The organism is Nocardia sp. BSTN01 (assembly GCF_015354405.1).
Lineage (GTDB): Bacteria > Actinomycetota > Actinomycetes > Mycobacteriales > Mycobacteriaceae > Nocardia.
Genome location: NZ_JADKYP010000044.1, coordinates 39277 through 63351, shown reverse-complemented (window position 1 = coordinate 63351; position 24075 = coordinate 39277). Strand labels below are relative to the sequence as shown.

26 protein-coding genes and 1 tRNA gene are annotated in these 24075 nt (G+C 68.5%); 9 read left to right on the top strand and 18 right to left on the bottom strand.

The window, feature by feature from the left end; translation table 11 throughout:
• Nucleotides 1-72, bottom strand: a tRNA-Ala gene (locus tag IRT45_RS27185).
• A gap of 125 nt (nt 73-197) precedes the next feature.
• Between IRT45_RS27185 and IRT45_RS27180 the strand changes: the two genes are divergently transcribed.
• Nucleotides 198-1718, top strand: a complete 1521-nt coding sequence (locus tag IRT45_RS27180) for a DUF222 domain-containing protein (RefSeq protein WP_194808692.1) — start codon at nt 198-200, stop codon at nt 1716-1718.
• 55 nt (nt 1719-1773) lie between these two features.
• Nucleotides 1774-2007 carry a hypothetical protein gene (locus IRT45_RS27175; RefSeq protein ID WP_194808691.1) on the top strand — a complete coding sequence of 78 codons (234 nt, stop codon included), beginning with the start codon at nt 1774-1776 and terminating at the stop codon, nt 2005-2007.
• An 88-nt stretch (nt 2008-2095) separates the two neighbouring features.
• Here IRT45_RS27175 and IRT45_RS27170 read toward each other — a convergent pair whose 3' ends face one another.
• Nucleotides 2096-2797 carry a thioredoxin domain-containing protein gene (locus tag IRT45_RS27170; protein WP_194808690.1) on the bottom strand — a complete coding sequence of 234 codons (702 nt, stop codon included), beginning with the start codon at nt 2795-2797 and terminating at the stop codon, nt 2096-2098.
• 111 nt (nt 2798-2908) lie between these two features.
• Complete coding sequence (locus IRT45_RS37860) at nt 2909-3505, bottom strand: TetR/AcrR family transcriptional regulator (protein ID WP_194808689.1); 597 nt, start codon at nt 3503-3505, stop codon at nt 2909-2911.
• 94 nt (nt 3506-3599) lie between these two features.
• On the opposite strand from IRT45_RS37860, the gene IRT45_RS27160 reads away from it, so the two are divergent.
• Both IRT45_RS27160 and IRT45_RS27155 read left to right on the top strand, forming a co-directional pair.
• Nucleotides 3600-4430: an SDR family oxidoreductase gene (locus IRT45_RS27160; protein ID WP_309241172.1), complete on the top strand. Its 831-nt coding sequence runs from the start codon at nt 3600-3602 to the stop codon at nt 4428-4430.
• 80 nt (nt 4431-4510) lie between these two features.
• On the top strand, nt 4511-5536 hold the full coding sequence (locus tag IRT45_RS27155) for a dihydrodipicolinate reductase (protein WP_194808704.1): 1026 nt from the start codon (nt 4511-4513) through the stop codon (nt 5534-5536).
• Nucleotides 5537-5621: 85 nt separating this feature from the next.
• On the opposite strand, the gene IRT45_RS27150 is transcribed toward IRT45_RS27155, so the two are convergent.
• From IRT45_RS27150 to IRT45_RS27135, 4 genes are all read right to left on the bottom strand, one after another.
• A complete protein-coding gene (locus tag IRT45_RS27150) occupies nt 5622-6836 on the bottom strand; it encodes an MFS transporter (RefSeq protein ID WP_194808688.1) in 1215 nt (404 codons plus the stop codon).
• Between the two features lie 14 nt (nt 6837-6850).
• A complete protein-coding gene (gene pgm, locus IRT45_RS27145) occupies nt 6851-8506 on the bottom strand; it encodes a phosphoglucomutase (alpha-D-glucose-1,6-bisphosphate-dependent) (RefSeq protein WP_194808687.1) in 1656 nt (551 codons plus the stop codon).
• Nucleotides 8507-8553: 47 nt separating this feature from the next.
• Complete coding sequence (locus IRT45_RS27140; RefSeq protein ID WP_228535200.1) at nt 8554-8955, bottom strand: DUF190 domain-containing protein; 402 nt, start codon at nt 8953-8955, stop codon at nt 8554-8556.
• A gap of 842 nt (nt 8956-9797) precedes the next feature.
• Nucleotides 9798-11315, bottom strand: a complete 1518-nt coding sequence (locus tag IRT45_RS27135) for an MFS transporter (protein WP_194808686.1) — start codon at nt 11313-11315, stop codon at nt 9798-9800.
• 130 nt (nt 11316-11445) lie between these two features.
• Here IRT45_RS27135 and IRT45_RS27130 point away from each other — a divergent pair, with 130 nt between their 5' ends.
• Complete coding sequence (locus tag IRT45_RS27130) at nt 11446-12120, top strand: TetR/AcrR family transcriptional regulator (RefSeq protein ID WP_194808685.1); 675 nt, start codon at nt 11446-11448, stop codon at nt 12118-12120.
• A 150-nt stretch (nt 12121-12270) separates the two neighbouring features.
• Nucleotides 12271-13569, top strand: coding sequence for a D-arabinono-1,4-lactone oxidase (locus IRT45_RS27125; RefSeq protein ID WP_194808684.1), 1299 nt, complete (start codon nt 12271-12273; stop codon nt 13567-13569).
• A gap of 66 nt (nt 13570-13635) precedes the next feature.
• Here IRT45_RS27125 and IRT45_RS27120 read toward each other — a convergent pair whose 3' ends face one another.
• The 10 genes from IRT45_RS27120 to IRT45_RS27075 all read right to left on the bottom strand — a co-directional run bounded on the left by IRT45_RS27120 (nt 13636) and on the right by IRT45_RS27075 (nt 18808).
• A complete protein-coding gene (locus IRT45_RS27120; protein WP_194808683.1) occupies nt 13636-14217 on the bottom strand; it encodes an alkaline shock response membrane anchor protein AmaP in 582 nt (193 codons plus the stop codon).
• Between the two features lie 67 nt (nt 14218-14284).
• Entirely contained in the window at nt 14285-14857 is a 573-nt protein-coding gene (locus IRT45_RS27115) for a DUF6286 domain-containing protein (protein WP_194808682.1), read from the bottom strand.
• A complete protein-coding gene (locus IRT45_RS27110) occupies nt 14854-15204 on the bottom strand; it encodes an Asp23/Gls24 family envelope stress response protein (RefSeq protein WP_194808681.1) in 351 nt (116 codons plus the stop codon). The genes IRT45_RS27115 and IRT45_RS27110 overlap by 4 nt, the downstream gene beginning before the upstream one ends.
• Nucleotides 15201-15389, bottom strand: a complete 189-nt coding sequence (locus IRT45_RS27105) for a hypothetical protein (protein ID WP_030515548.1) — start codon at nt 15387-15389, stop codon at nt 15201-15203. The genes IRT45_RS27110 and IRT45_RS27105 overlap by 4 nt, the downstream gene beginning before the upstream one ends.
• A gap of 1 nt (nt 15390) precedes the next feature.
• Entirely contained in the window at nt 15391-15906 is a 516-nt protein-coding gene (locus IRT45_RS27100; RefSeq protein ID WP_194808680.1) for an Asp23/Gls24 family envelope stress response protein, read from the bottom strand.
• 98 nt (nt 15907-16004) lie between these two features.
• Nucleotides 16005-16328 carry a hypothetical protein gene (locus IRT45_RS27095; RefSeq protein WP_309241171.1) on the bottom strand — a complete coding sequence of 108 codons (324 nt, stop codon included), beginning with the start codon at nt 16326-16328 and terminating at the stop codon, nt 16005-16007.
• Nucleotides 16325-16705, bottom strand: coding sequence for an Asp23/Gls24 family envelope stress response protein (locus tag IRT45_RS27090; RefSeq protein ID WP_194808679.1), 381 nt, complete (start codon nt 16703-16705; stop codon nt 16325-16327). The genes IRT45_RS27095 and IRT45_RS27090 overlap by 4 nt, the downstream gene beginning before the upstream one ends.
• On the bottom strand, nt 16702-17286 hold the full coding sequence (locus IRT45_RS27085) for an Asp23/Gls24 family envelope stress response protein (protein WP_309241170.1): 585 nt from the start codon (nt 17284-17286) through the stop codon (nt 16702-16704). Before IRT45_RS27085 ends, IRT45_RS27090 begins: the two co-directional genes overlap by 4 nt.
• Nucleotides 17277-17843: an RNA polymerase sigma factor gene (locus IRT45_RS27080; RefSeq protein ID WP_194808678.1), complete on the bottom strand. Its 567-nt coding sequence runs from the start codon at nt 17841-17843 to the stop codon at nt 17277-17279. Before IRT45_RS27080 ends, IRT45_RS27085 begins: the two co-directional genes overlap by 10 nt.
• 143 nt (nt 17844-17986) lie before the next feature.
• Nucleotides 17987-18808, bottom strand: coding sequence for a helix-turn-helix domain-containing protein (locus IRT45_RS27075; RefSeq protein ID WP_036509958.1), 822 nt, complete (start codon nt 18806-18808; stop codon nt 17987-17989).
• 102 nt (nt 18809-18910) lie between these two features.
• Between IRT45_RS27075 and IRT45_RS27070 the strand changes: the two genes are divergently transcribed.
• A complete protein-coding gene (locus tag IRT45_RS27070; protein WP_194808677.1) occupies nt 18911-19450 on the top strand; it encodes a YceI family protein in 540 nt (179 codons plus the stop codon).
• A 118-nt stretch (nt 19451-19568) separates the two neighbouring features.
• On the opposite strand, the gene IRT45_RS27065 is transcribed toward IRT45_RS27070, so the two are convergent.
• The gene (locus IRT45_RS27065) at nt 19569-20450 is read right to left on the bottom strand and encodes a LuxR C-terminal-related transcriptional regulator (RefSeq protein ID WP_194808676.1); all 882 of its coding nucleotides are present in this window, start codon (nt 20448-20450) and stop codon (nt 19569-19571) included.
• Between the two features lie 70 nt (nt 20451-20520).
• Here IRT45_RS27065 and IRT45_RS27060 point away from each other — a divergent pair, with 70 nt between their 5' ends.
• Both IRT45_RS27060 and IRT45_RS27055 read left to right on the top strand, forming a co-directional pair.
• Complete coding sequence (locus IRT45_RS27060; protein WP_194808700.1) at nt 20521-22182, top strand: AMP-binding protein; 1662 nt, start codon at nt 20521-20523, stop codon at nt 22180-22182.
• On the top strand, nt 22182-23885 hold the full coding sequence (locus IRT45_RS27055; protein WP_194808675.1) for an AMP-binding protein: 1704 nt from the start codon (nt 22182-22184) through the stop codon (nt 23883-23885). Before IRT45_RS27060 ends, IRT45_RS27055 begins: the two co-directional genes overlap by 1 nt.
• Nucleotides 23886-24075 lie beyond the last annotated feature (190 nt).

Below are 24075 nucleotides of genomic sequence, written 5' to 3'. Positions count from 1 at the left end.
GGAGCTAAGGGGACTCGAACCCCTGACCCCCACACTGCCAGTGTGGTGCGCTACCAGCTGCGCCATAGCCCCAGGTTTTCGCACCTCGGAGGTGTTCCCCGCGTGCTTGAAAGAAGTTACACCACCTGGACTCGGCGTACCAAATCGCCTGCACACAGGGGTGGTGGAACACACGTTCGAACGATAGACTCGAACACATGTTCGATGGCAGAGAGCTTCAGGCGATGAGCGACGAGGGGCTGGTCGATGCGCTGCGACGGGCACATGGGGCGGCGGCATTCGCACAGGCGGCGGAGGTGCGGGCGGTGCGCGAGTTGTATCGGCGGCATCGCGCCGGCAACGCCGCGCCCGGGCCGGGCGGAGTGCGGGCGGGAGAGTTCGCCGCGGCGGAAGTCTCGATGGCGGTACAGATATCCGAACAGGTCGCGGCCGCGCTGATCGATATCGGGCTGGCACTGGACGCGCTGCCGCATACCCGGGAGGCGTTCGGATCCGGCCGCATCGATCTGTCGCGGGTTCAGGTGATCGTCGACAATGCGCGCGGATTGTCCACCGATCTGCTGGCCGATCTCGAAGTCCCGCTGGTCGAGGCCGCCGCACGAACCACACCGGCGCGGCTACGGCAGACCGCGCGGCGCTGGTTGAGCCGACTCGACGGGCCGGGCGAGCAGCGGCGGCGGGAACAGCGCGAGGACTGCCGCGATATCCGCCTGACCGCGGTCCAGGACGGCGCGGCGGTCGTGGCGGGTCTGCTGCCCGCGGCCGGAGCACAGACGGTCGCGACGCGGCTGCGCGATATGGCCCATGAGGTCTGCCCCGAGGACCCGCGCACCATGCCGCAACGCCGCGCCGACGCACTCGTCGCCCTCGCCGAGGGTGCGGAGCGGCTCGACTGCGCGTGTGGACGCGGAAAACGCTGTACCGCAATCGATTCCGAGTGGACTGCGCCGAATATTCCGCGCCCGGCCGGACGAGCCGGAAACCGCCGCCCGCTGATCCAGGTCGGTGTCAGCGCCGAAGCCCTCAGCGGGGACAACGAGGAGCCCGCCTATCTGGCCGGCTACGGGCCGATCGACGCGGAGCTGGCGCGGCGGATCGTCGAACGGGGCGAATCGGTCTCCATCGCCGAGTCCACCGTCCGGATCGACCGACCGTGCGCCTTCCCGGGCTGCGTAATGCCCGCGGCGACAACCGATGTGCCCGTGCCGGAGGGGAGCCCGGGCACTACCGATGTGGATCGGTCCGGCGATGCCGTCCGCGGCTCGAGACGGCATGGCGTGGTCGCATCACAGCCCCCGAGCCTGGAAGCCTGGGACCCGCACGGCGATCGTCATGCGGCCGCACGGGCGTCTCACTCGAGCTCGCCGGGTGGACAGTCGATTGTGTTGTGTCCCCACCATTCCCGCTTGGCGCTGCTCACTGTGCAGCACAGGACTCGGTGGGAGGTGCGCCGGCTCGATGCGGACCGGGTGCGGTGGACGAGTCCGACCGGCGACGTGCACACCACGGTCGACGAGGTGGCTCGCTACCTGTTCCCGCATCGGGATACCGAGACGCCGACGGTCGGCCCGGGCCCGGTTTCCACATCCGTTGTGGCGTGGCCTGTTTCGACGCTCGACCCGGCCTATCCGATCGGGGATCACGCCCTGATGCATCGCCGGCTCGCGGAGGGCACGCCGGAGGACTGTCTCCTGTCCGGTGAAAGTTACCGGCGCTGAACACCTTTCGTTACACCACCGCATACACGAGTGATCGGAGGACACCGCGAACACCATGACTTGCCAGGATCGCCCACCCGCGCCGACCGTTATCGACGCCGGCGTGGAACGGGAACGGATCGCCGCGCTCGAGAAGTTGCGGCTCCGGCTGGAATCCGAACTCGACCGCACGGCCGCGGGCACCGGTTATGCCGCCATGGCAGGGCAATTGCGTGACACCGTGAACGCGATCGCGGACGCGCGCAATCGCATCTACGAGGTGCTACTCGGCGACGACGAGAGCTGCTGAGCGCCGATGGTACGACTCCGGCCCGGGCGGTTGGGGATACCGCCCGGGCCGGGACCTCGACAAGCGCGACAGTGCCGCGCGGAGGTGATCAGCTCACCAGCTTGGTGACCCAATCCGAATTTTCCACGTCGACGTTCTTACCGCCGTCGAGCACGGTGGGGGTCTGCACCTGGCCGACCGCGTCCTTCAACGCCGCCAGCGACGACTGGGCGTGGTTACGCGCCGAATCCACCCGGTCCCCCTTGGCGATGCAGGATTGCACCTCGGCGGACGCACCGGAATCCTTGGCGATCGCGGCCAATTGATCGTTGGTCAGATTGCCGCCGTCTTCACTGGGCTGCTTCGTGGTGAACAGCGCCGTGTGGAATTTCGAAAACACCGGGCCGTCACCGGCATCGGCCACACATTCGCTCGCGGCCACCGCGCGGGTGGAATAGTCCTTACTGCTCGACTTGGGATCCAGGAAGTTCACGAACCGGTAGCGCACCGCGAGCTTTCCCTGGTCGATCGCCTTGGCGATCTGCTGTCCGTAGTAATGCTCGAGCGCCCCGCAGGACGGGCACATCGGATCCTCGAACATATCGATCGTCTTCGCCGCAGAGGTCTTACCGAGCACGATCGCGCCGTCGGAATCCAAAAGCGCCTGCACGGCCGGATCGTGCGCGGCGCCGTAGCCGTCCTCCTGCACCGTCAGACCATGGTCGCTGTTCCAGCGCACGACGAGCACCACGATCACCGCGACGACGACCAGCGCCACCGCACCCAGCGCATACGTGGTGCGGTTCGACATCGGTCGCGGTGTGTATTTCGAATCCGAGGAATTCACGGCGTCCACTCTGCCAAAACCGGTCTCTCGCCGGAATCCGGCCGTCCGATTTCCCGGCAACCGGATATCGCCGGCCTACGCCCGCGGTTCCTCCGCCTCACCCGCGGGCACACCGACCAGCCCGTAGAGGACCAATTCCTCGAGCGTGCGGGCGAACCCCTCCGTATCGTCGATATCCCGGATACACATGGCGAACAGCGCGGCGCCGGCGATCATATCCAGCACGGTGTCCGAATCGACCCCGCCGCGGACGGCCCCGGAATCCAGATACCGCGCGAGTTCGCGCCGGGTCGGCGTATCCAGCCGCGCCGAAAGTTTCTGATACAGACCGGAATCCGCGCGCATCTCGGTCATCAGCCCGGGCATCGCCTCGCGCGCGGGCCGTGCCCCGAAGAGCTGGATCGTGCCCCGGATCACCGTGCGGATCTCCTCGACCAGATCGGTCGCCACTTCTTCGCCGCCCACATCCGGAAAGACCGCTCGCGCGATCAGATGCGCTTTCGACGGCCAGCGCCGGTAGATCGCGGGCCGGCTCACCCCGGCGCGGGTGGCGATCGCATCGATCGACACGGCGGCGTAGCCGCGTTCCACCAGCAGCTCGCGGGCGGCCTCGAGGATCGCTCGATCCACCTCCGGATCGCGATGCGGCCCGAGTCGATGGCGAGCGTTCACGACACAACCGTCCTTGTCAGCGCGAGCATCAGTCGTTACAGTCTGTCACATCTGAGTCGTTACATTCTGTAACTGCTGAATTCGAGGAGACGTCGTGTCCACTACCGACCAGCCGATCGCCGCCACGGATATCTATCGGCCACTCCCCCTGCTCGAGGGCAAGGTCGTCGTGTTGTCGGGTGTGGGCCCGGGTCTCGGCCGCGCACTGGGCGCCGAGGCCGCCCGGATGGGCGCGGATCTGGTGCTGGTCAGCCGCACCGAACGCCGGCTGGAGAAGATGGCCGAGGTGGTGCGGTCCCACGGTCGCAAGGCGCTGGTGGTGCCCACCGACATCACCGACGAAGAGCAGCGCAGCGCGCTGGTCGAGCGGGCTCTCGCCGAATTCGGCCGGGTCGACTGCCTGATCAACAACGCCTTCGCCATCCCGCCGATGGAACCGATCACCGGTATCGAGCTGGACGCGCTGCGCACCGCGAACGAGACGAATGTCTTCGCGCCGCTACGGCTTTCGACGCTGTTCGCCGACGCGCTGGCCACCACGCGCGGCTCGATCATCATGCTCAATTCCTGTGTGAGCTTCGATTCCGAGCCGGTCTACGCCGGGTACAAACTGTCGAAAGGCACCCTCGCCCATCTCGCCTCGTCGCTGGCCACCGAACTGGGCCCGCGCGGTATCCGGGTCAACAGCGTCGCGCCCTCCTACATCTACGAGGACGTGAACAAGGCGTACTTCGATTGGCTCGCCGCCCAGGACGGCGTCACCCACGAGGAGATCTACCGGCGTAAGGCCGAGCCGACCGACCTCAAACGCCTCGCCTCCCCCGAAGAGGTGGCCCGCGCCGCCCTGTTCCTGGCCAGCGACCTCGCCTCCGCCGTCACGGGACAGATTCTCACCGTCGACTGCGGCGAATACCACAACAACTGAAACATTCACGGCTGCAAGGAGTTCCGGTGACCGACGCGAAGAAGCGAATCGTCCTCTGGGGTACCGGGGTGGTGGGCTCCATGGTGCTCGCCGAGATCATCGGTCATCCACTCTTCGAATTGGTGGGCGTCGGTGTCAGCAACCCGGACAAGGTCGGGCGCGACGCCGGACTCCTGTGCGGCGGCGGCGAAACCGGTATCCGCGCCACGGATTCGGTGGAGGAACTGATCGCGCTGCGGCCCGATGCGGTGGTGCACTACGGGCCGACCGCACAGTTCGCCGACGAGAACATCCGGGTCATCGGATCGTTCCTGCGGGCGGGAATCGACGTGTGCTCCACCGCGATGACACCGTGGGTGTGGCCGGAGATGGCGCAGACCCCCGCCACCTGGCGCGATCCGATCACCGAGGCCTGCGCCGAGGGTGGCGCGTCCTGCTTCACCACCGGTATCGATCCGGGCTTCGCCAACGACCTGTTCCCGATGACACTGCTGGGTCTGTGCGGGGAGGTGGAGTCGGTACGCGCCTCGGAGCTCCTCGACTACACCTCCTACGAGGGCGATTACGAAGTCGAGATGGGCATCGGGCGGCCGCCGGAATTCCAGGCCATGCTGGAGATTCCCGATCTGCTGATCATGGCGTGGGGCGCCACCGTGCCGATGATCGCGACCGCCGTGGGCATCGAACTCGACGCCATCACCACCACGTGGGAGAAATGGGTGACTCCCGTGGATCGGCCGTCCGCGAAGGGTGTCGTCGCGGCCGGCGACGTCGCCGCCATCCGGTTCACGATCAACGGCGTCTACCACGGCCGCGAGGTCATCACGCTCGAGCACGTCAACCGCATCGGCACCGACGCCGCTCCCGACTGGCCCGCAGGCACGAAGGACGATGTGTATCGGGTCGACATCGTCGGCTCGCCGTCCATCTCGCAGGAAACCTCCTTCCGGTTCACCGACGGATCGGGGCGCACTCCCGCTGTGGCCGGATGTCTCGCCACCGGGATGCGGGCCCTGAATGCCGTCCCCGCGGTCAACGCCCTGCCGCCCGGTTGGGTGACGCCGCTGGATCTGCCCCTCGTCCCCGGCGTCGGCACCATTCGCTGATTAGGTGGGCCACAGGGTAGGGCGGTCTCGGCGATCGAAGGCCGATGCTCCCGCCAGGTAGGACCGCGGGCCGACGTCGCTGAGATCAGTCGGCGGACGCGGTGACCAGATGCCGCCGCAGCGGCTCGCGCACCACCGTCCATCCGGCCGCGGCCACCACCAGCAGCGCACCGGTCACCGCGAGCGCGAATCCGAACGACACCCGCTGCGCCAGCCACCCGATGGCGATCGGGCCCACGACGGTGCCCAGATCCGCGGCCATCTGATATCCGGCCAGCACCGGCCCACCGCGTGCCCGCGGGCCGATCACATCGGCGACCGCGGCCTGCTGCGCGGGTGTGTACATCCCGGAGCCGAGACCGGCGACGAACGAGGCTGCCAGCAGCCACACCACGTTCGGTGCGAGCCCCAGCGCGATCGTGCCCGTCGCGCACACCAGGGTGCCGGCGATCAGGAAGGGTCTGCGCCCCCACTGATCCGACAGCCGGCCGGAGGCGAACAACACCGCGGCATTCCCCGCGGCGAAGACCGTCAACGCCACCCCGGCGACTCCCGGCGATTCGCCGAGTACCTCCACGACCAGCAGCGGAACCAGCGCCATCCGCACGCCGAACACCGCCGCGCCGTTGGCGAAGTTCGACCACAGCACGGCCCGGTACACCGGATCGGCCAGTGCGCGACCGAAACTCACCACCGGCATCGGCTCGGCGCCCACCGGTTCGGCCAGATGCGAACCGCGCAACTTCCAGAACACCACCGCACTCGCCGCCAGCAGGGCCACCGCGTAGATCGCGAACGGCGCACGCAATCCCAGCCCGCTCAGCGCACCGCCGAGCAGCGGACCGGCCAGCGAGCCGATCAGGAAACTGGTGGACCACAACCCGGACACCCGCCCCCGCTCGCCGGGCGGCGACAGCCGGATGACCAGTCCCAGCGAGGAGACCGTGAACATGGTCGATCCGATCCCGCCCAGCGAACGCAGCACGATCAGCTGCCAATAGGTCTGCGCCAGCGCACAGGCGCCGGTGGACAGGGCCACGATCAGCAGACCGGTGAGATACAGCGCGCGCTCACCGAAACGCTGTACCAGCCGCCCGCTGACCGGCGCGAAGAGCAGGCGCATCAGCGCGAAACTGCTCACGATCGCCGAGGCGGCCGCGACGCCGACGCCGAAGCTGCGGGCGAACTGTGGCAACGCCGGTGCGACCAGCCCGAATCCGAGCGCGATGAGGAAGGCCGCGCCGATCAGCACCCAGGTCTCGGCGGGCAGCCGGGATCCGGCGCCGTGACTGTCGTTCACCACATTTCCGCGAATCAGTCGACCGCGGGCTCCTCGATGCCGAGCGCGCGTCCGACCACTTCCTCCGCGGCCGCCTGCACCTGAGCCAGATGTTGCGGCCCCTCGAACGATTCGGCGTAGATCTTGTATTTGTCCTCGGTGCCCGACGGGCGGGCCGCGAACCACGCGTTCTCGGTGGTGACCTTGACCCCACCCAGCGCCGCGCCGTTGCCGCGGGCGCGGGTCTGCACCGACAGCACCGGTTCCCCGGCGATTTCGGTGGTGGTGATGTCGTCCGGTGTCAGCGCGGCCAGCCGCCGCTTCTGCTCGGCATTCGCCACGGCATCGATGCGCGCGTAAGCCGGTGTGCCGTAACGCTTTTCGAGTTCGGCGTAGCGCGCCGACGGACTCTGGCCGGTGACCGCGGTGATCTCGGCGGCCAGCAGCGCCAGCAGGATGCCGTCCTTGTCCGTGGTCCACACCGTGCCGTCGTGACGCAGGAACGACGCCCCGGCGCTCTCCTCACCACCGAAAGCCAGCGAACCGCTGAACAATCCGGGGACGAACCATTTGAAGCCGACCGGCACCTCGTGGGTCTGCCGGCCCAGCACGCCGACCACTCGATCGATCATCGAGGAGGTCACCGCGGTCTTGCCGATCTTGGTCAGCGCGTCCCACCCCATCCGGTTGGCGACCAGATATTCGATGGCCACCGCCAGGAAGTGGTTCGGATTCATCAATCCCGCATCGGGTGTGACGATGCCGTGCCGGTCGGCGTCGGCGTCGTTGCCGGTGGAGATGTCGTAGTCGTCGCGGATCGCCACCAGCGAGGCCATCGCATAGCGCGAGGACGGATCCATCCGGATCTTGCCGTCGCTGTCGAGGGTCATGAACCGCCAGGTCGGGTCGACGAACGGATTGACCACCTCGAGTTCCAGGTCGTAGCGCTGGCCGATCTCCTCCCAGTAGTCGACGCTGGCCCCGCCCATCGGGTCCGCGCCCAGCCGGATTCCGGCGCCGCGCACCGCGTCCAGATTCAACACGTTCGGCAGATCGGCGATGTACTGGTCGAGGTAGTCGTAGCGCTGCACACCGGTGGCCAGCGCATGCTGCAGCGTGGTGCGTTTGATCCCGGCCAGCCCGCCGCGCAGCAGTTCGTTGGCGCGCTCGGCGATGGCGTCGGTCGCGACGGTGTCGGCCGGTCCGCCGTGCGGCGGGTTGTATTTGAAGCCGCCGTCGCGGGGCGGATTGTGCGAGGGCGTGACCACGATGCCGTCGGCCTGATGACGGGTGCCGCCCCGATTGTGGCGCAGCACCGCGTGACTGAGCGCCGGGGTCGGCGTGTAGCGCCCGCGGCTGTCGATGACGGCGGTCACGTCGTTGGCGGCCAGCACCTCCAGCGCGGTCGTCCACGCCGGTTCCGACAGCGCGTGGGTGTCGCGGGCCAGATACACCGGGCCGGTGATGCCGCGGGTGGCGCGATACTCCACGATCGCCTGGGTGATGGCGAGGATGTGGGCCTCGTTGAACGCGCAATCGAGGCTCGAACCGCGATGTCCGGACGTGCCGAAGACCACCTGCTGGGCGGGTTCGGCGGGATCGGGGATGCGGCTGTAGTACGCCGTCACCAGATGCGGCAGATCCTCGAGATCGCTGGCCCGCGCCGGTCGGCCGGCTCGATCGTGGGCCATGCTCGGGCCCCCCTTCCTCGGCGCCTGCGCCCGGCTCGTCATCACAATCACGGCGACACCCCGCCCGACTGCCACACCTGGACCGCGGACAGGGTCACGGTCCCGGATTCGAAGAGTTCGGCGTTGGCCACCACGAAATCGCGCAGCAGCTGCGAATCGTCGATGATCATCACCATCACGGGCAGGTTCTCGGCGAGATCCAGCATGCGGGTGGTGTGGATGCGCGAGGTGACGCCGTAGCCCTCCACGCCGCGCCAGACGCTGGCGCCGGCCAGGCCGCTGTCGCGCGCCCGCCGCACGATCTCGTGATAGCGGGGCCGATGCTTGTAGTGGTCGTCCTCACCGAGCAGCACCGTCAAGCGGGCCGCGGACCGCCAGCGTGGATCCGGCTGCCACGCATCGGCTTCGGTGACGATCTGCATCGCGGACTCGTCCGGTGCTTCACTCATCGCCAACCCCCTGTCGTCGTGCCGTTCCAGTTGTCCGTTCTGCCGCGCCGCGCGCTGTCACCACCGTCCGCCCACCGATCCGAGCGGCGGACCCACCACACCCGATCCGTGCAGTCTAGAGCGTCGTCCGATCGGGCGGAGCAGCGGTCGCATATGCCACGGAGAGCTGTCCAGACTAACGGATTCGCTTGAGACGAGCAAAAACTCGTCCGGGCCGCGCTCGGCCCCGCCGGCGTGACCACCACCGCGGCGCCGGTTCGCGAACCCACCTGGTGCACCTCCCTGCCCGACCGAATGTGTGGAGCCATGCTAACTGTCAGCGATCGAGCCGCGGCCCGGCGTCCGGGTCGTGCGGGCCCGCCACACCGGCCGCGCGGCCCCGACCGGCCGATCTCCGGGCGACGGATTCGCCCTGCCCTGTTCGGCTCCCATCCGCGATCCGCCGTGCCACACACGACTCGGCGGCACCCGTCCCGAACCGCTTCACCAGCGCCGCCCTGCCGCTAGCCGTCGGTTTGCTCTCCAGCGGCACGGAGAGCAGCAACCGAATTCGCGCGGTCACTGTCCGGATGGGCACCGGCGCATCGCGGCCCCGTGCACAAAATGGCCACCCGAACGACGTTCGGCGCGTCCCTCGTATCCTCGCTGCCGGACGGACGGCGACCCCGGCGACGAGACGACGCGGCCTGCGCTTGACGCGTTCCGGGTAGCGGACGGACCCGTTCGCGGGCGTCATCCCGGACGATCCCGACCGAGAGACGACGGTGCCCCGGACTCGTCGAGTCCGGGGCACCGTATCCGATTGTCACGCAGGGCGATTCACCCCGCGATCGGGGCCGTGCTCAGTGCGCCAGCACCGGCTCACCCTCGGCCGGGGCCGGGGCGGTGCTGGGCATCAGCACCGCGGCGGCGATCGCGCCGACCACGAAAATCGCTGTCGCCCACCAGAAGCTGGTGGTGTAGCTCTTGATCAGCGATTCGGCGACCGCGAGCTGGGTGGGCTGGCGGCCGGACAGGTAGTTCGCCGCCGCCGAGGACGCGATGGTGCTCAGCAACGCGGTACCGATCGAACCACCGACCTGCTGGCTGGTGTTCACCATCGCCGAGGCCACACCGGCGTCCTCGTGGTGCACACCGGCGGTCGAACCCTGGAAGGCGGTCGACATGGCGCCACCGAGACCCAGGCCCAGCAGGATCAGCGCCGGGAGGATGTGCGAGGCGTAGCCGGTGTCCAGCCCGATGCGGGTCAGCCACGCCATCCCGCCGGCCGCGATCAGGAAGCCGGCGGCGACGGTGATCTTCGGGCCGATCTTGGGCAGCAGCAGCGAGGGCACCGTGGTCGAGGAGGCGATCATCGCCGCGATCATCGGCAGGAACGCGACGCCGGTCATGATCGGCGAGTACCCCAGCGTCAGCTGCATGTAGTAGGTCAGGAACAGGAAGATCGCGAACATCCCGATACCCATGACGAAGACCGTCATGTAGGAACCGGCCCGGGTCCGGTCGAGCAGGATCCGCAGCGGCAGCAGCGGGTGCTCGACCCGGGTCTGGAGCCACGCGAACACGCCCAGCAGCACCGCGCCGCCGATCAGGAAGGTCAGGGTGAGCCCGTTGGACCAGCCGTGCGATTCCGCGTGCGAGAAGCCGTAGACGATGCCGAACAGGGCGGCACTGACCGTGATCGTGCCCGGGATGTCGAGCTTGGGCCGGTGCTCGGCGGTGTGCTTGGCCAGCAGCAGCACGGCGCCGACCAGCGCGACGGCGGCGAAGATCAGATTGACGTACATCACCCAGCGCCACGAGGCCCATTCGGTGAGGGCACCGCCGAGCAGCAGGCCGAGCGCGCCACCGGTACCGGCGACGGCACCGAAGATGCCGAAGGCCTTGGCACGCTCCGACGGTTCGGTGAAGGTCACCGTCAGCAGCGACAGCGCGGCGGGCGCGAGCAGCGCGCCGAACACACCCTGGGCGACACGAGCCACCACGAGCATCTCGAAGCCGTTGGCCGCGCCGCCGACCGCGGAGGCGACCGCGAAGCCGACCAGTCCGATGATGAAGGTGGTGCGCCTGCCGAACAGATCGCTCAGCCGGCCGCCCAGCAGCAGCAGGCTGCCGAAGGCCAGGGCGTAACCGGTGACCACCCATTGGCGGTCGGCGTTGGAGAAGCCGAGGTCCAATTGGGCCTCGGGAAGTGCGATATTCACCACGGTCGCGTCCAGCACGACCATCAGCTGGGCGACGCCGAGCACGGCGAGCACCCACCAGCGCATTGCATGCGAGCCACGGCGGCCCGCGGAGCCGGACGAATGCCTCGACGGCAGGTCCGACCGGCTCTTTTCGAGATCGATCGCGGAAGTCATGGGGTTCCTTGTCCGACGGCGGTTCAGGTGGATGATTGAAGTGGAGGAGTCACCTCCGTTTGCATGGAAAGCTATCACGATAACGGAGAGAGCGCCTCCGGTTAATCCCCGACCTTGGTAATATCGCGGTGTGAATCACGCCACGGCCGCTCCCGCTCCCCGGCGCCTGCGCGCCGATGCCGCCCGCAATCACGCGCGGATCCTCAGAGCGGCCAGAGAGCTGTTCGCCGATCGCGGCCTGGAGGTGACCCTCGACGACGTGGCGGAGGCCGCCGGCGTGGGCGTGGGCACGGTCTACCGGCGCTTCGCGAACAAGCAGGAGCTCATCGGCGAGGTCTTCGATCAGACCGTCACCGATATGGCCGAGGCGACCGAGGCCGCCTACGCCGACCCCGACACCTGGCACGGACTGACCCGGCTGTTCGAGTGGAGCTGCGAACATATGGCCAGCAACCGCGGCTTCGGCGAGGTGATGCTCGAACTGCCCGACGCCATGGAGCGCTTCGTCTCGGTCCGCGAGCGAATCAAGCCGATGGTCACCCGCTTGGTCGACAAGGCCGTCGCCGAGGGCGTGTTGCGACCCGGCATCGCCGCGTCGGACTTCTTCGCGATGATCAACATGGTGGAGGCGATCGCGAGTTTCGCCAAGCCGGTGAATCCCGAGGTCTGGCGGCGCTATATGGGCATCGTCCTGGACGGGGTGCGCGGCGACTGCATTCCGCGGCAACCGCTGACGGTCCCACCGCTGAACGACGACGACGTCGACCAAGCGAAGGAAGCCGTATTCGCCTGCCGCAGAAGGTAATTCCCTGTCCGGCACCGGGCACCCGCCAACGTTACCGAGCGATCACCCCGCAACGTAAGTACCGCGTCCCGATCCCGGACGTGTGATCGGACACGTTCGCGCTCGAACGAGGGCTGGCGCACAGTTCGGCCATGTTCTAAAGTTGGACGCATGACCAATTCGTGGGTGAACTGGGCCGGCGATCAACGGTGCGCGCCGGCCACCTACGCCGCTCCGCGCACACGCGACGACGTCGCCGAACTGCTGGCCCGGGCCGAGACCGAGGGCCATATCGTGCGCGTGGCCGGAGCCGGACATTCGTTCACCGACACCGTGCTCACCGACGGCACTCTGCTGCAGCTCTCGCGGCTGAACCGGATTCTGCAGGTCGACCGCGCCACCGGCCTGGCGCGGGTGGAGGCGGGGGCGACGCTGAACGAGCTGAGCACCGCGCTGCATCCGCTCGGCCTGGCCTTCCCCAACCTCGGCGACATCGACGTGCAGTCGATCGCCGGGGCGACCGCGACCGCCACCCACGGCACCGGCGCCGCCCTGCAGAACATCTCCGCCGCACTGCATTCGGTGGAATTGATGCTCGCCGACGGGAGCGTGGTCGAACTCGATGAACGCAGCGACCCCGACGGCTGGCGCGCGGCCCGGGTGAACCTCGGCGCGCTCGGTGTGGTGACCGCGGTGACGCTGCAGCTGGTGCCGTCGTTCGTGCTCGAGGGAATCGAGCGGCCCGTTCCGGTCGAGGAGGTGCTGTCCGATCTCGACGAATTCGTCGACGGCAACGAACATTTCGAGTTCTACATGTTCGCGCACAGCCCACTGGCGATGACCAAGCGCAACAATCGCGTGCAGCTCGCCGAACAGCCCCGGGCCAGGGCCGTGGACTGGTTCGCCGACATCCTGATGTCCAACCACACCTTCGACGCGCTGTGCCGCCTCGCGCGCCGGCAGCCGAACCTGATCCCGTGGATCCACCGGGGCGCGGCCTATGCCGGCAGCTACCGCCGCCAGATCGACCGCTCCTATCGAGTCTTCGCTTCCCCCAGGCTGATTCGCTTCACCGAGATGGAATACGCCATCCCGCGCGAATACGCCGTCGACGCCATTCGCGAAATCAAAGCCGTCGGTCAGCACTTCGATTCGCCGATGCCGACCGAGGTACGGTTCGTGGCGCCCGACGACGCGTTCCTGTCCCCCGCCGGAGGTCGCGACACCTGCTACATCGCCGTGCACCAATACCGCGGCATGGACTACGAACCGTATTTCCGTGCCTGCGAAGCGATTTTCGATCGCTACCACGGCCGCCCGCACTGGGGTAAGCGGCACTTCCAGACCGCGGAAACGCTGCGCGGGCGCTATCCGGAGTGGGATCGCTTCCAGGACGTGCGGCGGCGGCTGGACCCGAAGGGGCGCTTCGCCAACGGCTACGTCGAGCGGGTTCTCGGACCCATCGACTGAACGGACTGCCTCGACCGGCTCCGGGAAACGGTGGCGGCGAGGCCGTTTCGCCCCGTGGTGCGGCCGCTATTTCGCCCGGGCGGTGCGGCCGCGATCGGCGAGCCGCAATTCCAGCGACACCGGCACGGCATCGACCTCCAGCGCCTGCCGCAGCCGGCCCACCGCGTCGGAGAGAATGCGCCGGCGCAGCGCGGTCAGATCGGCGTCGGGTTCCGCCGTGACCACCAGATGCAGTTTCGGTGCGCGACCCGGGCCCGACAGCCTGGCCAGCGCCGACCGCACCTCCGGATAGGACTCGATATCGGTCGCCACCGGGGCGGCCGCGACATTCGAATCCATCAGCGTCTCACCGGAATTGCCGACCGTGCCGATATGCCAGCGCATCCGCGCCGGCAGCCGCGCGAACTGGGCGGCCAGCCATCGCAGCGCCGCCAGTCCCACGACCACCGCACCAGCCACCACCGCCACGAACACCCACTGCGACGGCTCGGCGGTGCCGGGCACCAACGGCGCGTCCCGATCGACCCAGTGCAGCACGCCGGCGTACGCGAGAATGGCATAGGCGCCCGCGAGAATCAGCGCCAGCCCGATGAGCGCGAGCAACGCCCGATTGAGCCGTGCAGGACGATTGGCCGAGCTCGAACTCACGACACCTCCTGTGACCTGCGGGACACCCGCACCCGGTCGGTGCCGCGAGCCGCTGCGCGATTGTCGCTCACGACACCTGCTTGCGAACGTGCACTCGCTTGTCCACCCGCTCCGGCCGCTGCGCCGCGCGCAGGCGGGTGCTGACGGGCGGGGCGGATTTGGGGGCGATGCGGGCCAGGCGATCGCCGACGGCGGCGTTGATCGTCTGCTCCAGATCGGCGTGGTCCGGGTGCGCGGCACGGCCGCTGACCCGAATGTTCTTGCGGCCGCGGCGGACTCGCGCCGCTTCGAGGCCGGCGACCGAGCCCGCCGCATCGTTCAGGGCACCGTCGAGACTGCGCCGGGTGATTCCCGCGTCCATCCCTTCCTCGGCATCCAGCGCTTCCACCACGCGCCGGCCCGGCAGCAGCGCCGCGAGCGCCAGCACCGCACCGAGCACCGCCAGCGCGATGCCGACCCCGAGCACCCAGTAGCTGTGCCAGGTCGTGTCGTGCAGATGCACCGCGATGCTGTGGTAGGACACCAATTCCTTCGCGTTGCCCAGGTTCTGGATCAGCGACACCGCCACGAGGACCGCGATCACCAGCAGCGCCACCGCGACCAGTACGGCCGGGGTGATGCGCCGGGGCCTGCGGTTCATCGCAACCCCCCGGCGGGTTCGATCGTGTTGACCAGTTCGGAGACCTCGATGTCCACCCGCGGAACGACCAGTCCGGACAGTTCGTGGGTGCGCCGCATCAGGTGCTCGCGGCACGCCTCGGTGACCACCGCGACCGGCGTCGGATAGCTGACCGGCAGGCGTACCCGCAGCACAGCGGTATCGGCCGTGACGCGCGCGGACACCTCGGGGCCGCCGGCGACACCGTCGACCTCACGCGCCGCCCGGGCCGCCAAGCGCCGCACCGCACGCTCGGACACCGTGGTGCGCCCCCGGAACTCGGCCGCGGAGAGCAGCGACGTCGCCGCCGTCTCCGCGGCGGCGCTCATTTCCGGCCCCGATCCTGCGCCGAACGGATCAGGCCGGACAGGTCGACATGGCCGTCGAGCCAGCGGCCGATCACCAGTCCCAGCGCGCCGAAGATCAGCACCACCGCGAAGGCCCCGAAACCGCCGAACGCCGCGGCGAACCCGAGGGAGAGACCGAAGATCAGGCAGATCGTGGTGGCGTTCATATCACTGCACCCGTTCGCGGGCCGGTGGCTGATCCTCGTCCTCTTCGATGAAGACGTCGTTGACGTTGATGTTCACCTCGACCACCTCGAGTCCGGTCATCTGCTCGATCGCGGTGATGACGTTGCGGCGCACCGCGCGAGCCAATTCGGCGATGGACACGCCGTATTCGACGACGATCTCCAGGTCCACCGCCGCCTGCGTCTCGCCGACCTCGACCGAAACCCCTTGTCCCACACTGGCCGAGGCGCCGGGGATGCGATCGCGGAAGGCGCCGAACGCGCGCGCCGCGCCACCGCCGAGGTTGTGCACCCCGCGCACCTCGCGGGTCGCCAACCCGGCGATCTTCTGGACGACGGCGTCGGCGATGGCGGTCGTGCCCTGATCGCTGACCAGCGCGCTGCTGGTCCGGGCGGGCGCTTTGGCCGCGGCTGCGCCCTGGCCCGCGCCGCCCCCGGTGTCCTTACCCGCTTCGGCCCTGGCGTTCTCCGCGCCCTTACCGGCTGTCGTGCTGGTCATGATTACCTCCAGTTCAGTTCCCTTGCGGTACAGCGGATACGAACCTTCACTAGCTACGACACCGCAGACGGCGAAATGTCACGGGCGAGACCGATGATCTAGGTAACCGCGGTGTCGAACGCTTCCGCGTCCAGATCGGTGACCACGATCCGCAGCCGCGCGCCGGACCACCGGGTGGCGGCCTGCAGTTCGCCGACGGCCGCCGCGAGCTTGTCCAGCAGTGGCGGCAGCGGCAGCGCCGAGGCGATCACCCGGATCTCGACGACCTCGGCACTCACGTCCACCGCCGAGCGCGGGCCCAGCCGCGGCACCCAGTCGGCGAGGTCGACGCCCGGCGGCACGTCCGGACGCAATCCCGCCACCGATTCGATCGCGGCGACGATGTCGCCGGCCAGCTCGTCCTCGCTCACGGCCGCCGTCACGACGCTCCCGGTGCGATATCGAGAATCGCCACCGACACCGCGTCGACGAGCATCCCGGTCTGTTGCGCGACCATCCGGACCACCTCCTGCTGTACCGCCTGCCCGACCTCGCCGACCTGGCATCCACCCGTCACCGACAGGTCGACCTGCACCTTCAGCCAGCCACCGCTGTGACGGACGCGCACGCCCGCACCGGGTGCGACGTCCTGGCTGCTCCACCACTGCCGTCCCGTCCGGGCCAGATGGCCGAGCAAACCGAGGACACCGGGCTCCAGCCGCGCCACCCCGGGAACCGAGGCCGCGGCCCGAGCCGCTACTGCAGCGATTACCGCATCGGAGGCGATATATTCCGCTTTCTCCGCGAATCCCGCGCTCACGGCTCCTCCTGGTAGACGTCCACCACGGTGATGTCGAGTCGCTCCAGCGCCAGACCGGCGCGGGCCGTGGCCGCCGCCCGCACTCGTTCGCGCACCTGGGGAACGACGCGTTCGACCGCGGTGTCGCCGTGCCGCAGCGAGATCGACAGCGCCACCGTGATCGCGTGGCGGCCGTCGGGCTCGGCCCCGTGGTCGTCGATGCGGCAGCTGCGGGCGCGCACACCCGGCACGGTGTCGGCGGCATAGCGCAGCACCGCCGCGATGGCCTGCTCGCTCACCTCGATCGAGCCCGGATGCGGCGTGGTGAGACTCACCATGCGGCCGCGCCGGACCTCGGCCCGTACGGCCGACATGATCCGGTCGAACATCGCGGGCGGCGGTGGATCCGGCTCGTCGACGAGTTCGCGGGTGGCGGCGCGCAGCGTGAGCAGGCTCTCGCGGGCGGCCGTGCAGTGCGGGCATTCCGATTCGTGGTCGTCGGCCAGCCCCGCCTCCACGGCGTCGAGCCGGTCCCACACCTGTTCGACGCTGCGCCCGCAGGGCAGCGTGTAGTCGCTGTCGGTCATCTCCTTCAGCGCCACGGCTTCATCACCTCCGCCAATTGCGCCCGGGCTCGGGCGATCCGCCCCCGAACCGCGGTGGTGTTGGTGCCGACGATCTCGGCGATCTCCTCGTAGGAGCGGCCGTGCACCTCGCGCAGCAGCCAGCAGGCACGCTGTTCGGGTGTCAGCCGCTGCAACGCCGCGGTGAGCGCGGCCATCTGGTCGTGCACCTGTGCCGCGTGTTCGGGCTGGGTCGCACGGTGCGGCGATTCTGTGGTGTCGAGATCCACGTCGGCGCGGTCCGGGCGGGACCGGATGACGTTGAGACAGCGATTGGTGGTCATCCGGTACAACCACCCCGAGAAAGCGCTGTCGTCCTGCAATTGAGCCAAGCGGCGCCACGCGGTGAGGAACACCTCCTGGATGACGTCCTCCGCCTCGGACCGGTCGGCCAGCATCCGCGCCGCCAACCGGAACATCGCTCCCTGATATCGCAGCACCAGTTGCTCGTAAGCCCGGACATCGCCGTCACGTGCGCGCCCGGTCAGGGTGGCGTCGTCCAGCGCTGCCTCGGGTGCCGTCGCCGCCTCGGTCACACAGCACCTCCTCCGCTGCTCGAATCGATAGACACCGGCCGGCAGGAATCCTCACGTTGGATTATGCGTGATCGGCGTCTCACGAGTCGCGGACCGCGGAATCCGTGTCCGGATCGACAGCTGAGCGGACTCGGGCGCGGAGGTTATTCGTTGACCAGTCGCAAGGCGGGAGTGCGCACGGCGCGCCGGTCGACCAGCCACACCTGCACACTCTGATCGATTGCCGGACTGAGTGTTTGGATCTCGACCTCGACCTCGCCGCGTTGCGGATGATCGATGTGCAGCGCACCGGACCGGAATTCGGTGACCCGATGTTCCCGCCAGCGGCAGGAGAATTCCGGAAATCGGTGCAATCCCTGGATCAGCGCGTCGAGTCCGGGATCGTCGGGCCAGTGCGTGCGCGCCGAGCGCAGCGTCGACACCATCATCTCCGCGGCGACCGGCCAGTCCCGCCACCGCTGCGGCGCCTGCGGATGCGCGAAGAAATAAGTGGCCAGATTGTGTTCGGCGACCTCGTCGAGCAGTCCCAGCGGTTCGGCGAAATCGCGCCACGCCGGATTCCAGGCGAGGATGTCGAGCCACCGGCCCACCACGAAGGCCGGGGTGGGATGCATCGCATCGAGGACGGCCTGCACGGTGTCGGTGACCTGCTCCCGCGCCTGACCCGAGGACGGGCACTCGCGCGCGTGTTCCATACCGACCGCGAGATTGCCGAAGTGGTGGCGTTCGACCTCGTTGAGCCGCAGCGCCTCGGCCAGTGCGCCCAGCACCGCCATCGAGGGGTTGGTGTCGCGGCCCTGTTCGAGGCGGGCGAGATAATCGACACTCACCCCGGCCAGCGCCGCGACCTCTTCGCGCCGCAGTCCGGGGGTGCGTCGCCGGCGGCCGACCGGCAACCCGACATCCTCGGGTTGCAGCTGAGCCCGCCGCGCGATGAGAAACTCGCCGAATTCCGATCGTGCCACCACACCATCCTGTATCTGTCCGGGCCCCCTTATCCACGCCCTGGCAGTCCCAGGATAACCGCGGTGTGGCTAACCGGACCACGGTCCGCAAATCTGGTGGACATGACCACTTCCGAGCAGACCACTCTCGCTACCGGTTCCTGGACCCTGGACCCCGCCCACTCCTCGGTGAACTTCACCGTCCGCCATCTGGGCATCTCCAAGGTCCGCGGCCGCTTCAACAACTTCGAGACCAGCTTCGTCGTGGACGCCTCGGGTGCGGCCACCATCGAGGCCACCATCTACCTCGACTCGTTCGACACCGGCAACTCGCAGCGTGACGAGCACGTCCGCAGCGCCGAGCTGCTCAACGTCACCGAGCGCCCCACCCTGCACTTCAAGGCCGTCGAGCCGGTGCGGGTCGCCGAGGAGTTCGAGGTCACCGGTGAGGTGACCCTCGGCGGCGTGACCAAGCCGGTCACCCTCGACGTCGAGTGGGGCGGCGTACAGCCGTTCGCGGACGGCAGTCGCCACGCCGGATTCACCGCCACCGGCACCATCAAGCGCAGCGAATTCGACGTCGCACCCGGCCTGCCCACCGCCATGCTCAGCGACAAGGTCGCCATCGAGCTCGACATCCAGCTCGTCGAGCCGCAGGCCTAGTCCACACCGATCACGGTCATACCGCTACGGCCGCGCCGCCGGGCGGAACACAGCATCTGCCGGTCCGGTTCTCCGGGCCGGCAGTCGCGTATCCGAGGTCGATCAGCGGCCGACAGCATCAGGGCAGCAGACCGCAGCGGCGCGCCCGGACCACCGCCTCGTGCCGGGTGTGGGCGCCGAGTTTCGTCATGGCACTGCGCAGATAACTCTTCACCGTTTCCGGGCGTAGCGAAAGCCGCTGCGCCGCTTCGCTGTTCGTACTACCGAGTGCGATATACGACAGCACGTCCAGCTCGCGCGGGGACAGTCCGGGCGCGGCGTCCGCCGTCACGGGCTCATCGGACCCGCCCATCAGGCGCACCAGCGTGTCCGATACCGCGCGCAACCGCTTGCGGGCCTCGGCGTCGGTGAGCGTCTGCGCGATCCCGCGCACCTCGGCGTGCAGATCCCGAAGTTGTTCCACGACAACGGAATCCGGTGCGGGACCGGTGGTGACCTCCGCAGTCCCGCGCGCCGCCGCCTGCAGGCGCAGCCGCAGGTCCACCTCGTCGCGCACCGCCAGTTCCACCGCCAGCCGCCGGCTCGACCGCAGCACCAGCTCGGCGATCCGATCGCCGATCGGCCCCGGTTCGCGACTGGCGACGTAGAGCACGGCCCGCGAACTCCCGTCCACCACGACCGGCACCCCGACCACCGCACGCAGCCCCTCCATCGAGACCGGCGCGTCGTAGTGATGGGTGATGGTCGCCGCCACCCGATAGTCCGCGACCGAGGTCGGACGCCTGCTCGCGACGGCCGCGCCGCCCACCCCCGAGGTCGGCGAGACCACCAGTCCGCGCATCGCGGCGGTCCGAGTGCCGAAGAACTCGCTCAGGATCAGCGCCCCGTCGCAGACCTCTCCTCCGAACACCACCGGCATCCCGGACAGGGCCGAGACCTGCCGCAACTCGGCCCGCAACGCATCGGCATCGCGCGGGCGGAGCAGGTCGGCGGAGGCCATCGGCGCTACCCCTTTCCGGGGGTGGTGGAGAGCAAAGTGTGACGTGAATCCTATATCCGTGAGCGCGAGTATGGGCCGGGTCCGGCCGGTCAGTTATACGCACGGGGTATGGGATGTGCCGCTACTGGGCGAGACGATCGGGGCGAATCTCGATCGCACGGTGGCCGTCCACGGTGATCGAGACGCACTCGTCGACCGGGTGACCGGAGTGCGCTGGACCTACCGCGAATTCGCCGCCGAGGTCGACGCGGTCGCGCTCGGCCTGCTGGCATCCGGCATCGGCAAGGGCGATCGGGTCGGCATCTGGTCGCCCAATCGTGCCGAGTGGACGCTGGTGCAGTTCGCCACCGCGAAGATCGGCGCGATCCTGGTCAACATCAATCCGGCCTATCGCAGCGAGGAAGTGCGCTACGTGATCACCCAGGCCGGGATCCGGATGCTGATCTCGGCGCGGGCGCACAAGAGCTCGAACTACGCGGAGATCATCGGCCGGGTGCGGCCCGAATGCCCGGAGCTGGAGCGGGTGATCCTGTTCGACAGCACCGAGTGGGAGGCGCTGGTCGCCGCCGGTCGCGCCGACGATCCCGCGCGCCTGGCCGAGGCCGGAGCCCGGCTGGCCGCCGACGACCCGATAAACATCCAATACACCTCGGGCACAACGGGTTTCCCCAAGGGCGCGACGCTGTCGCACCACAACATCCTCAACAACGGCTACTTCGTCGGTGAATTGTGCGGCTACACCGAGGCCGACCGGATCTGCATTCCGGTGCCGTTCTACCACTGCTTCGGCATGGTGATGGGCAATCTGGCGGCGACGAGTCACGGTGCGGCCATGGTGATTCCGGCGGCCTCCTTCGAACCGCGGGCCACCCTCGCCGCCGTCGCCGAGGAACGCTGCACCTCGCTGTACGGGGTGCCGACGATGTTCATCGCCGAACTGGCCGATCCGGACTTCGAATCCTTCGACCTCGGCTCGCTGCGCACCGGCATCATGGCCGGCTCACCGTGCCCGGTCGAGGTGATGAAGCAGGTGATCGAGCGGATGGGCATGGCGGAGGTCTCCATCTGCTACGGCATGACCGAAACCTCGCCGGTGTCGACGCAGACCCGTCGCGACGACACCGTCACCCAGCGCACCGCCACGGTCGGCCGGGTGGGCCCGCACCTCGAGATCAAGATCGTCGATCCCGACACCGGATTGACCGTCCCGCGCGGTGAACCGGGTGAGCTGTGCACGCGCGGATATTCGGTGATGCTCGGCTACTGGAACGATCCGGACAAGACCGCCGAGGCGATCGACGCCGCCCGCTGGATGCACACCGGCGACCTGGCCACCATGGACGACGACGGCTACGTCGCCATCACCGGCCGGATCAAGGACATGGTGATCCGGGGCGGCGAGAACATCTATCCGCGCGAGATCGAGGAATTCCTCTACACCCATCCCGACATCCTCGACGCTCAGGTCGTCGGGATCCCGGATCCGAAATACGGTGAGGAACTGGTGGCCTGGATCCGGATGCGCGAGGGCGCGGCCCGGTTGGACGCGCAGACGCTGGCGCAGTTCTGCGGCGGTCGCCTGGCCTATTACAAGATTCCGCGCTACGTCCACGTCGTCGACGAATTCCCGATGACGGTCACCGGCAAGGTGCGCAAGGTCGATATCCGCGCGACCTCGGTCCGCCTGTTCGGCGAGCCGGAACAGGATCAGCAACAGACAGGAGTGCAGTGATGACGTCCAACACCGAGGCGTACCGCCAGGCGCGCGACCGGCTGGTCGACCTGGCGACCGACTACGACACCGCGGTGCGGACGTTTCAGTGGCCCCGGCTGACCGGCGCGTTCAATTGGGCCGTGGACTGGTTCGACGTGATCGCACGCGGCAACGACCGCACCGCGCTGTGGATCGTCGAGGAGGACGGCAGCGAACTGCGGGTGAGCTTCGACGAGATGGCGCGGCGCTCGGATCGGGTGGCGACCTGGCTCGCCGGACTCGGTGTGCGCCGAGGTGATCGGGTCATCCTGATGCTGGGCAATCAGGTCGAGCTGTGGGAGTCGATGCTCGCCGTCGCCAAACTCGGGGCGGTGGTCATGCCCACCACGGGCGCACTCGGGCCGGCCGATCTGATCGACCGGATCACCCGGGGCGAGGTGCGGTTCGTCCTCACCAACGCCCGCGACACCGCGAAATTCGACGAGGTCCCCGGCGACTACCGGCGCATCGCGGTCGGCGGCCCGGTCGAGGGCTGGGACGACTACGCGGAGGCTGCCGCGGTGGAGTCCGCGGGTCCCTTCCCCACCGTGACGCAGGTGGGCGACGAACTGCTGGTCTATTTCACCTCCGGCACGACGAGTAAGCCGAAGATGGTGCAGCACAACCAGATCAGCTATCCGGTCGGGCATCTGAGCACCATGTACTGGATCGGCGTCCGTCCCGGCGACGTGCATCTCGCGATCAGCGCGCCGGGCTGGGCGAAGCACGCGTGGAGCTGCTTCTTCGCGCCCTGGATCGCCGAAGCGACGATCTTCGTCTACAACTACGGCCGGTTCGACGCCGAGGCGCTGCTCGGTCAGCTCCGGCGCGCGGAGGTCAACACCTTCTGTGCGCCACCGACGGTGTGGCGCATGCTGATTCAGGCCGACCTCGGCGAGCGTCCGTCCGGGCTGCGCGAAATCCTCGGCGCCGGCGAACCACTCAATCCCGATGTGATCGCCCAGGTGGAAAATGCCTGGGGTTTGACCATCCGGGACGGATTCGGGCAGACCGAAACCACCCTGCAGATCGCCAACACCCCCGGGCAACCGGTCAAGGCCGGCTCGATGGGCCGCCCCATGCCGGGTGTGCCCGTGGTCCTGGTCGATCCGGTCACCGGCATGCCCGCCGAGGAAGGCGAGATCTGCCTGGATCTGAGCGCCCATCCGGTCAATCTGATGAACGGCTACCTCCAGGACCCGCAACGGAACGCGGCGGTGATGGCGGGCGGCTATTACCACACCGGCGATGTGGCGGCACGCGACGAAGACGGCTACATCACCTATATCGGCCGGACCGACGACGTGTTCAAATCCTCCGATTACAAGGTTTCGCCGTTCGAACTCGAAAGTGTGCTGATAGAACATCCGGCGGTGGTGGAGGCCGCGGTGGTGCCGCAACCCGACGACACCCGCCTGGCCGTCCCCAAGGCGTACGTCACGCTGGCCGCCGGCTGGGAGCCCGACCGCGAAACCGCAAGGGCCATCCTGGAATACGCGCGCGATCACCTGGCACCGTATCTGCGGGTGCGGCGGATCGAATTCACCGAACTGCCCAAGACGATCTCGGGCAAGATCCGCCGCGTCGAGCTGCGGCAACGCGAGGAGGCGGCCCATGCCGCCGGCACCGGCATCGCACAGGAATTCCGCTACGAAGACGTCCTCGCACAACCGACCGTTTAGCGGTTGGCCACAGCTTTGCCGATGAGTTGCTCGCCGCCGGAGGCTTGCCGGCGGCGCTACACTTTCGGTGAATAGTTTGGCCGAAACCGCCTGCGGGTACAGAATTCTCACGCAGATTCCTCGCGGCCGTCGAAATGTGAAAATGGCACATTTGCCCGGATGTGGCGCGTTCGGCGCTGGCCCGATTGTG

What these genes read in the sequence shown, in the direction of transcription:
- IRT45_RS27180 (WP_194808692.1), top strand. Translation starts at nt 198, where the DNA reads ATGTTCGATGGCAGAGAGCTTCAGGCGATGAGCGACGAGGGGCTGGTC.
- IRT45_RS27175 (WP_194808691.1), top strand. Translation starts at nt 1,774, where the DNA reads ATGACTTGCCAGGATCGCCCACCCGCGCCGACCGTTATCGACGCCGGC.
- IRT45_RS27170 (WP_194808690.1), bottom strand. Translation starts at nt 2,797, where the DNA reads ATGTCGAACCGCACCACGTATGCGCTGGGTGCGGTGGCGCTGGTCGTC.
- IRT45_RS27155 (WP_194808704.1), top strand. Translation starts at nt 4,511, where the DNA reads ATGGTGCTCGCCGAGATCATCGGTCATCCACTCTTCGAATTGGTGGGC.
- pgm (WP_194808687.1), bottom strand. Translation starts at nt 8,506, where the DNA reads ATGGCCCACGATCGAGCCGGCCGACCGGCGCGGGCCAGCGATCTCGAG.
- IRT45_RS27140 (WP_228535200.1), bottom strand. Translation starts at nt 8,955, where the DNA reads ATGAGTGAAGCACCGGACGAGTCCGCGATGCAGATCGTCACCGAAGCC.
- IRT45_RS27135 (WP_194808686.1), bottom strand. Translation starts at nt 11,315, where the DNA reads ATGACTTCCGCGATCGATCTCGAAAAGAGCCGGTCGGACCTGCCGTCG.
- IRT45_RS27125 (WP_194808684.1), top strand. Translation starts at nt 12,271, where the DNA reads ATGACCAATTCGTGGGTGAACTGGGCCGGCGATCAACGGTGCGCGCCG.
- IRT45_RS27115 (WP_194808682.1), bottom strand. Translation starts at nt 14,857, where the DNA reads ATGAACCGCAGGCCCCGGCGCATCACCCCGGCCGTACTGGTCGCGGTG.
- IRT45_RS27110 (WP_194808681.1), bottom strand. Translation starts at nt 15,204, where the DNA reads ATGAGCGCCGCCGCGGAGACGGCGGCGACGTCGCTGCTCTCCGCGGCC.
- IRT45_RS27105 (WP_030515548.1), bottom strand. Translation starts at nt 15,389, where the DNA reads ATGAACGCCACCACGATCTGCCTGATCTTCGGTCTCTCCCTCGGGTTC.
- IRT45_RS27100 (WP_194808680.1), bottom strand. Translation starts at nt 15,906, where the DNA reads ATGACCAGCACGACAGCCGGTAAGGGCGCGGAGAACGCCAGGGCCGAA.
- IRT45_RS27070 (WP_194808677.1), top strand. Translation starts at nt 18,911, where the DNA reads ATGACCACTTCCGAGCAGACCACTCTCGCTACCGGTTCCTGGACCCTG.
- IRT45_RS27065 (WP_194808676.1), bottom strand. Translation starts at nt 20,450, where the DNA reads ATGGCCTCCGCCGACCTGCTCCGCCCGCGCGATGCCGATGCGTTGCGG.
- IRT45_RS27060 (WP_194808700.1), top strand. Translation starts at nt 20,521, where the DNA reads ATGGGCCGGGTCCGGCCGGTCAGTTATACGCACGGGGTATGGGATGTG.
- IRT45_RS27055 (WP_194808675.1), top strand. Translation starts at nt 22,182, where the DNA reads ATGACGTCCAACACCGAGGCGTACCGCCAGGCGCGCGACCGGCTGGTC.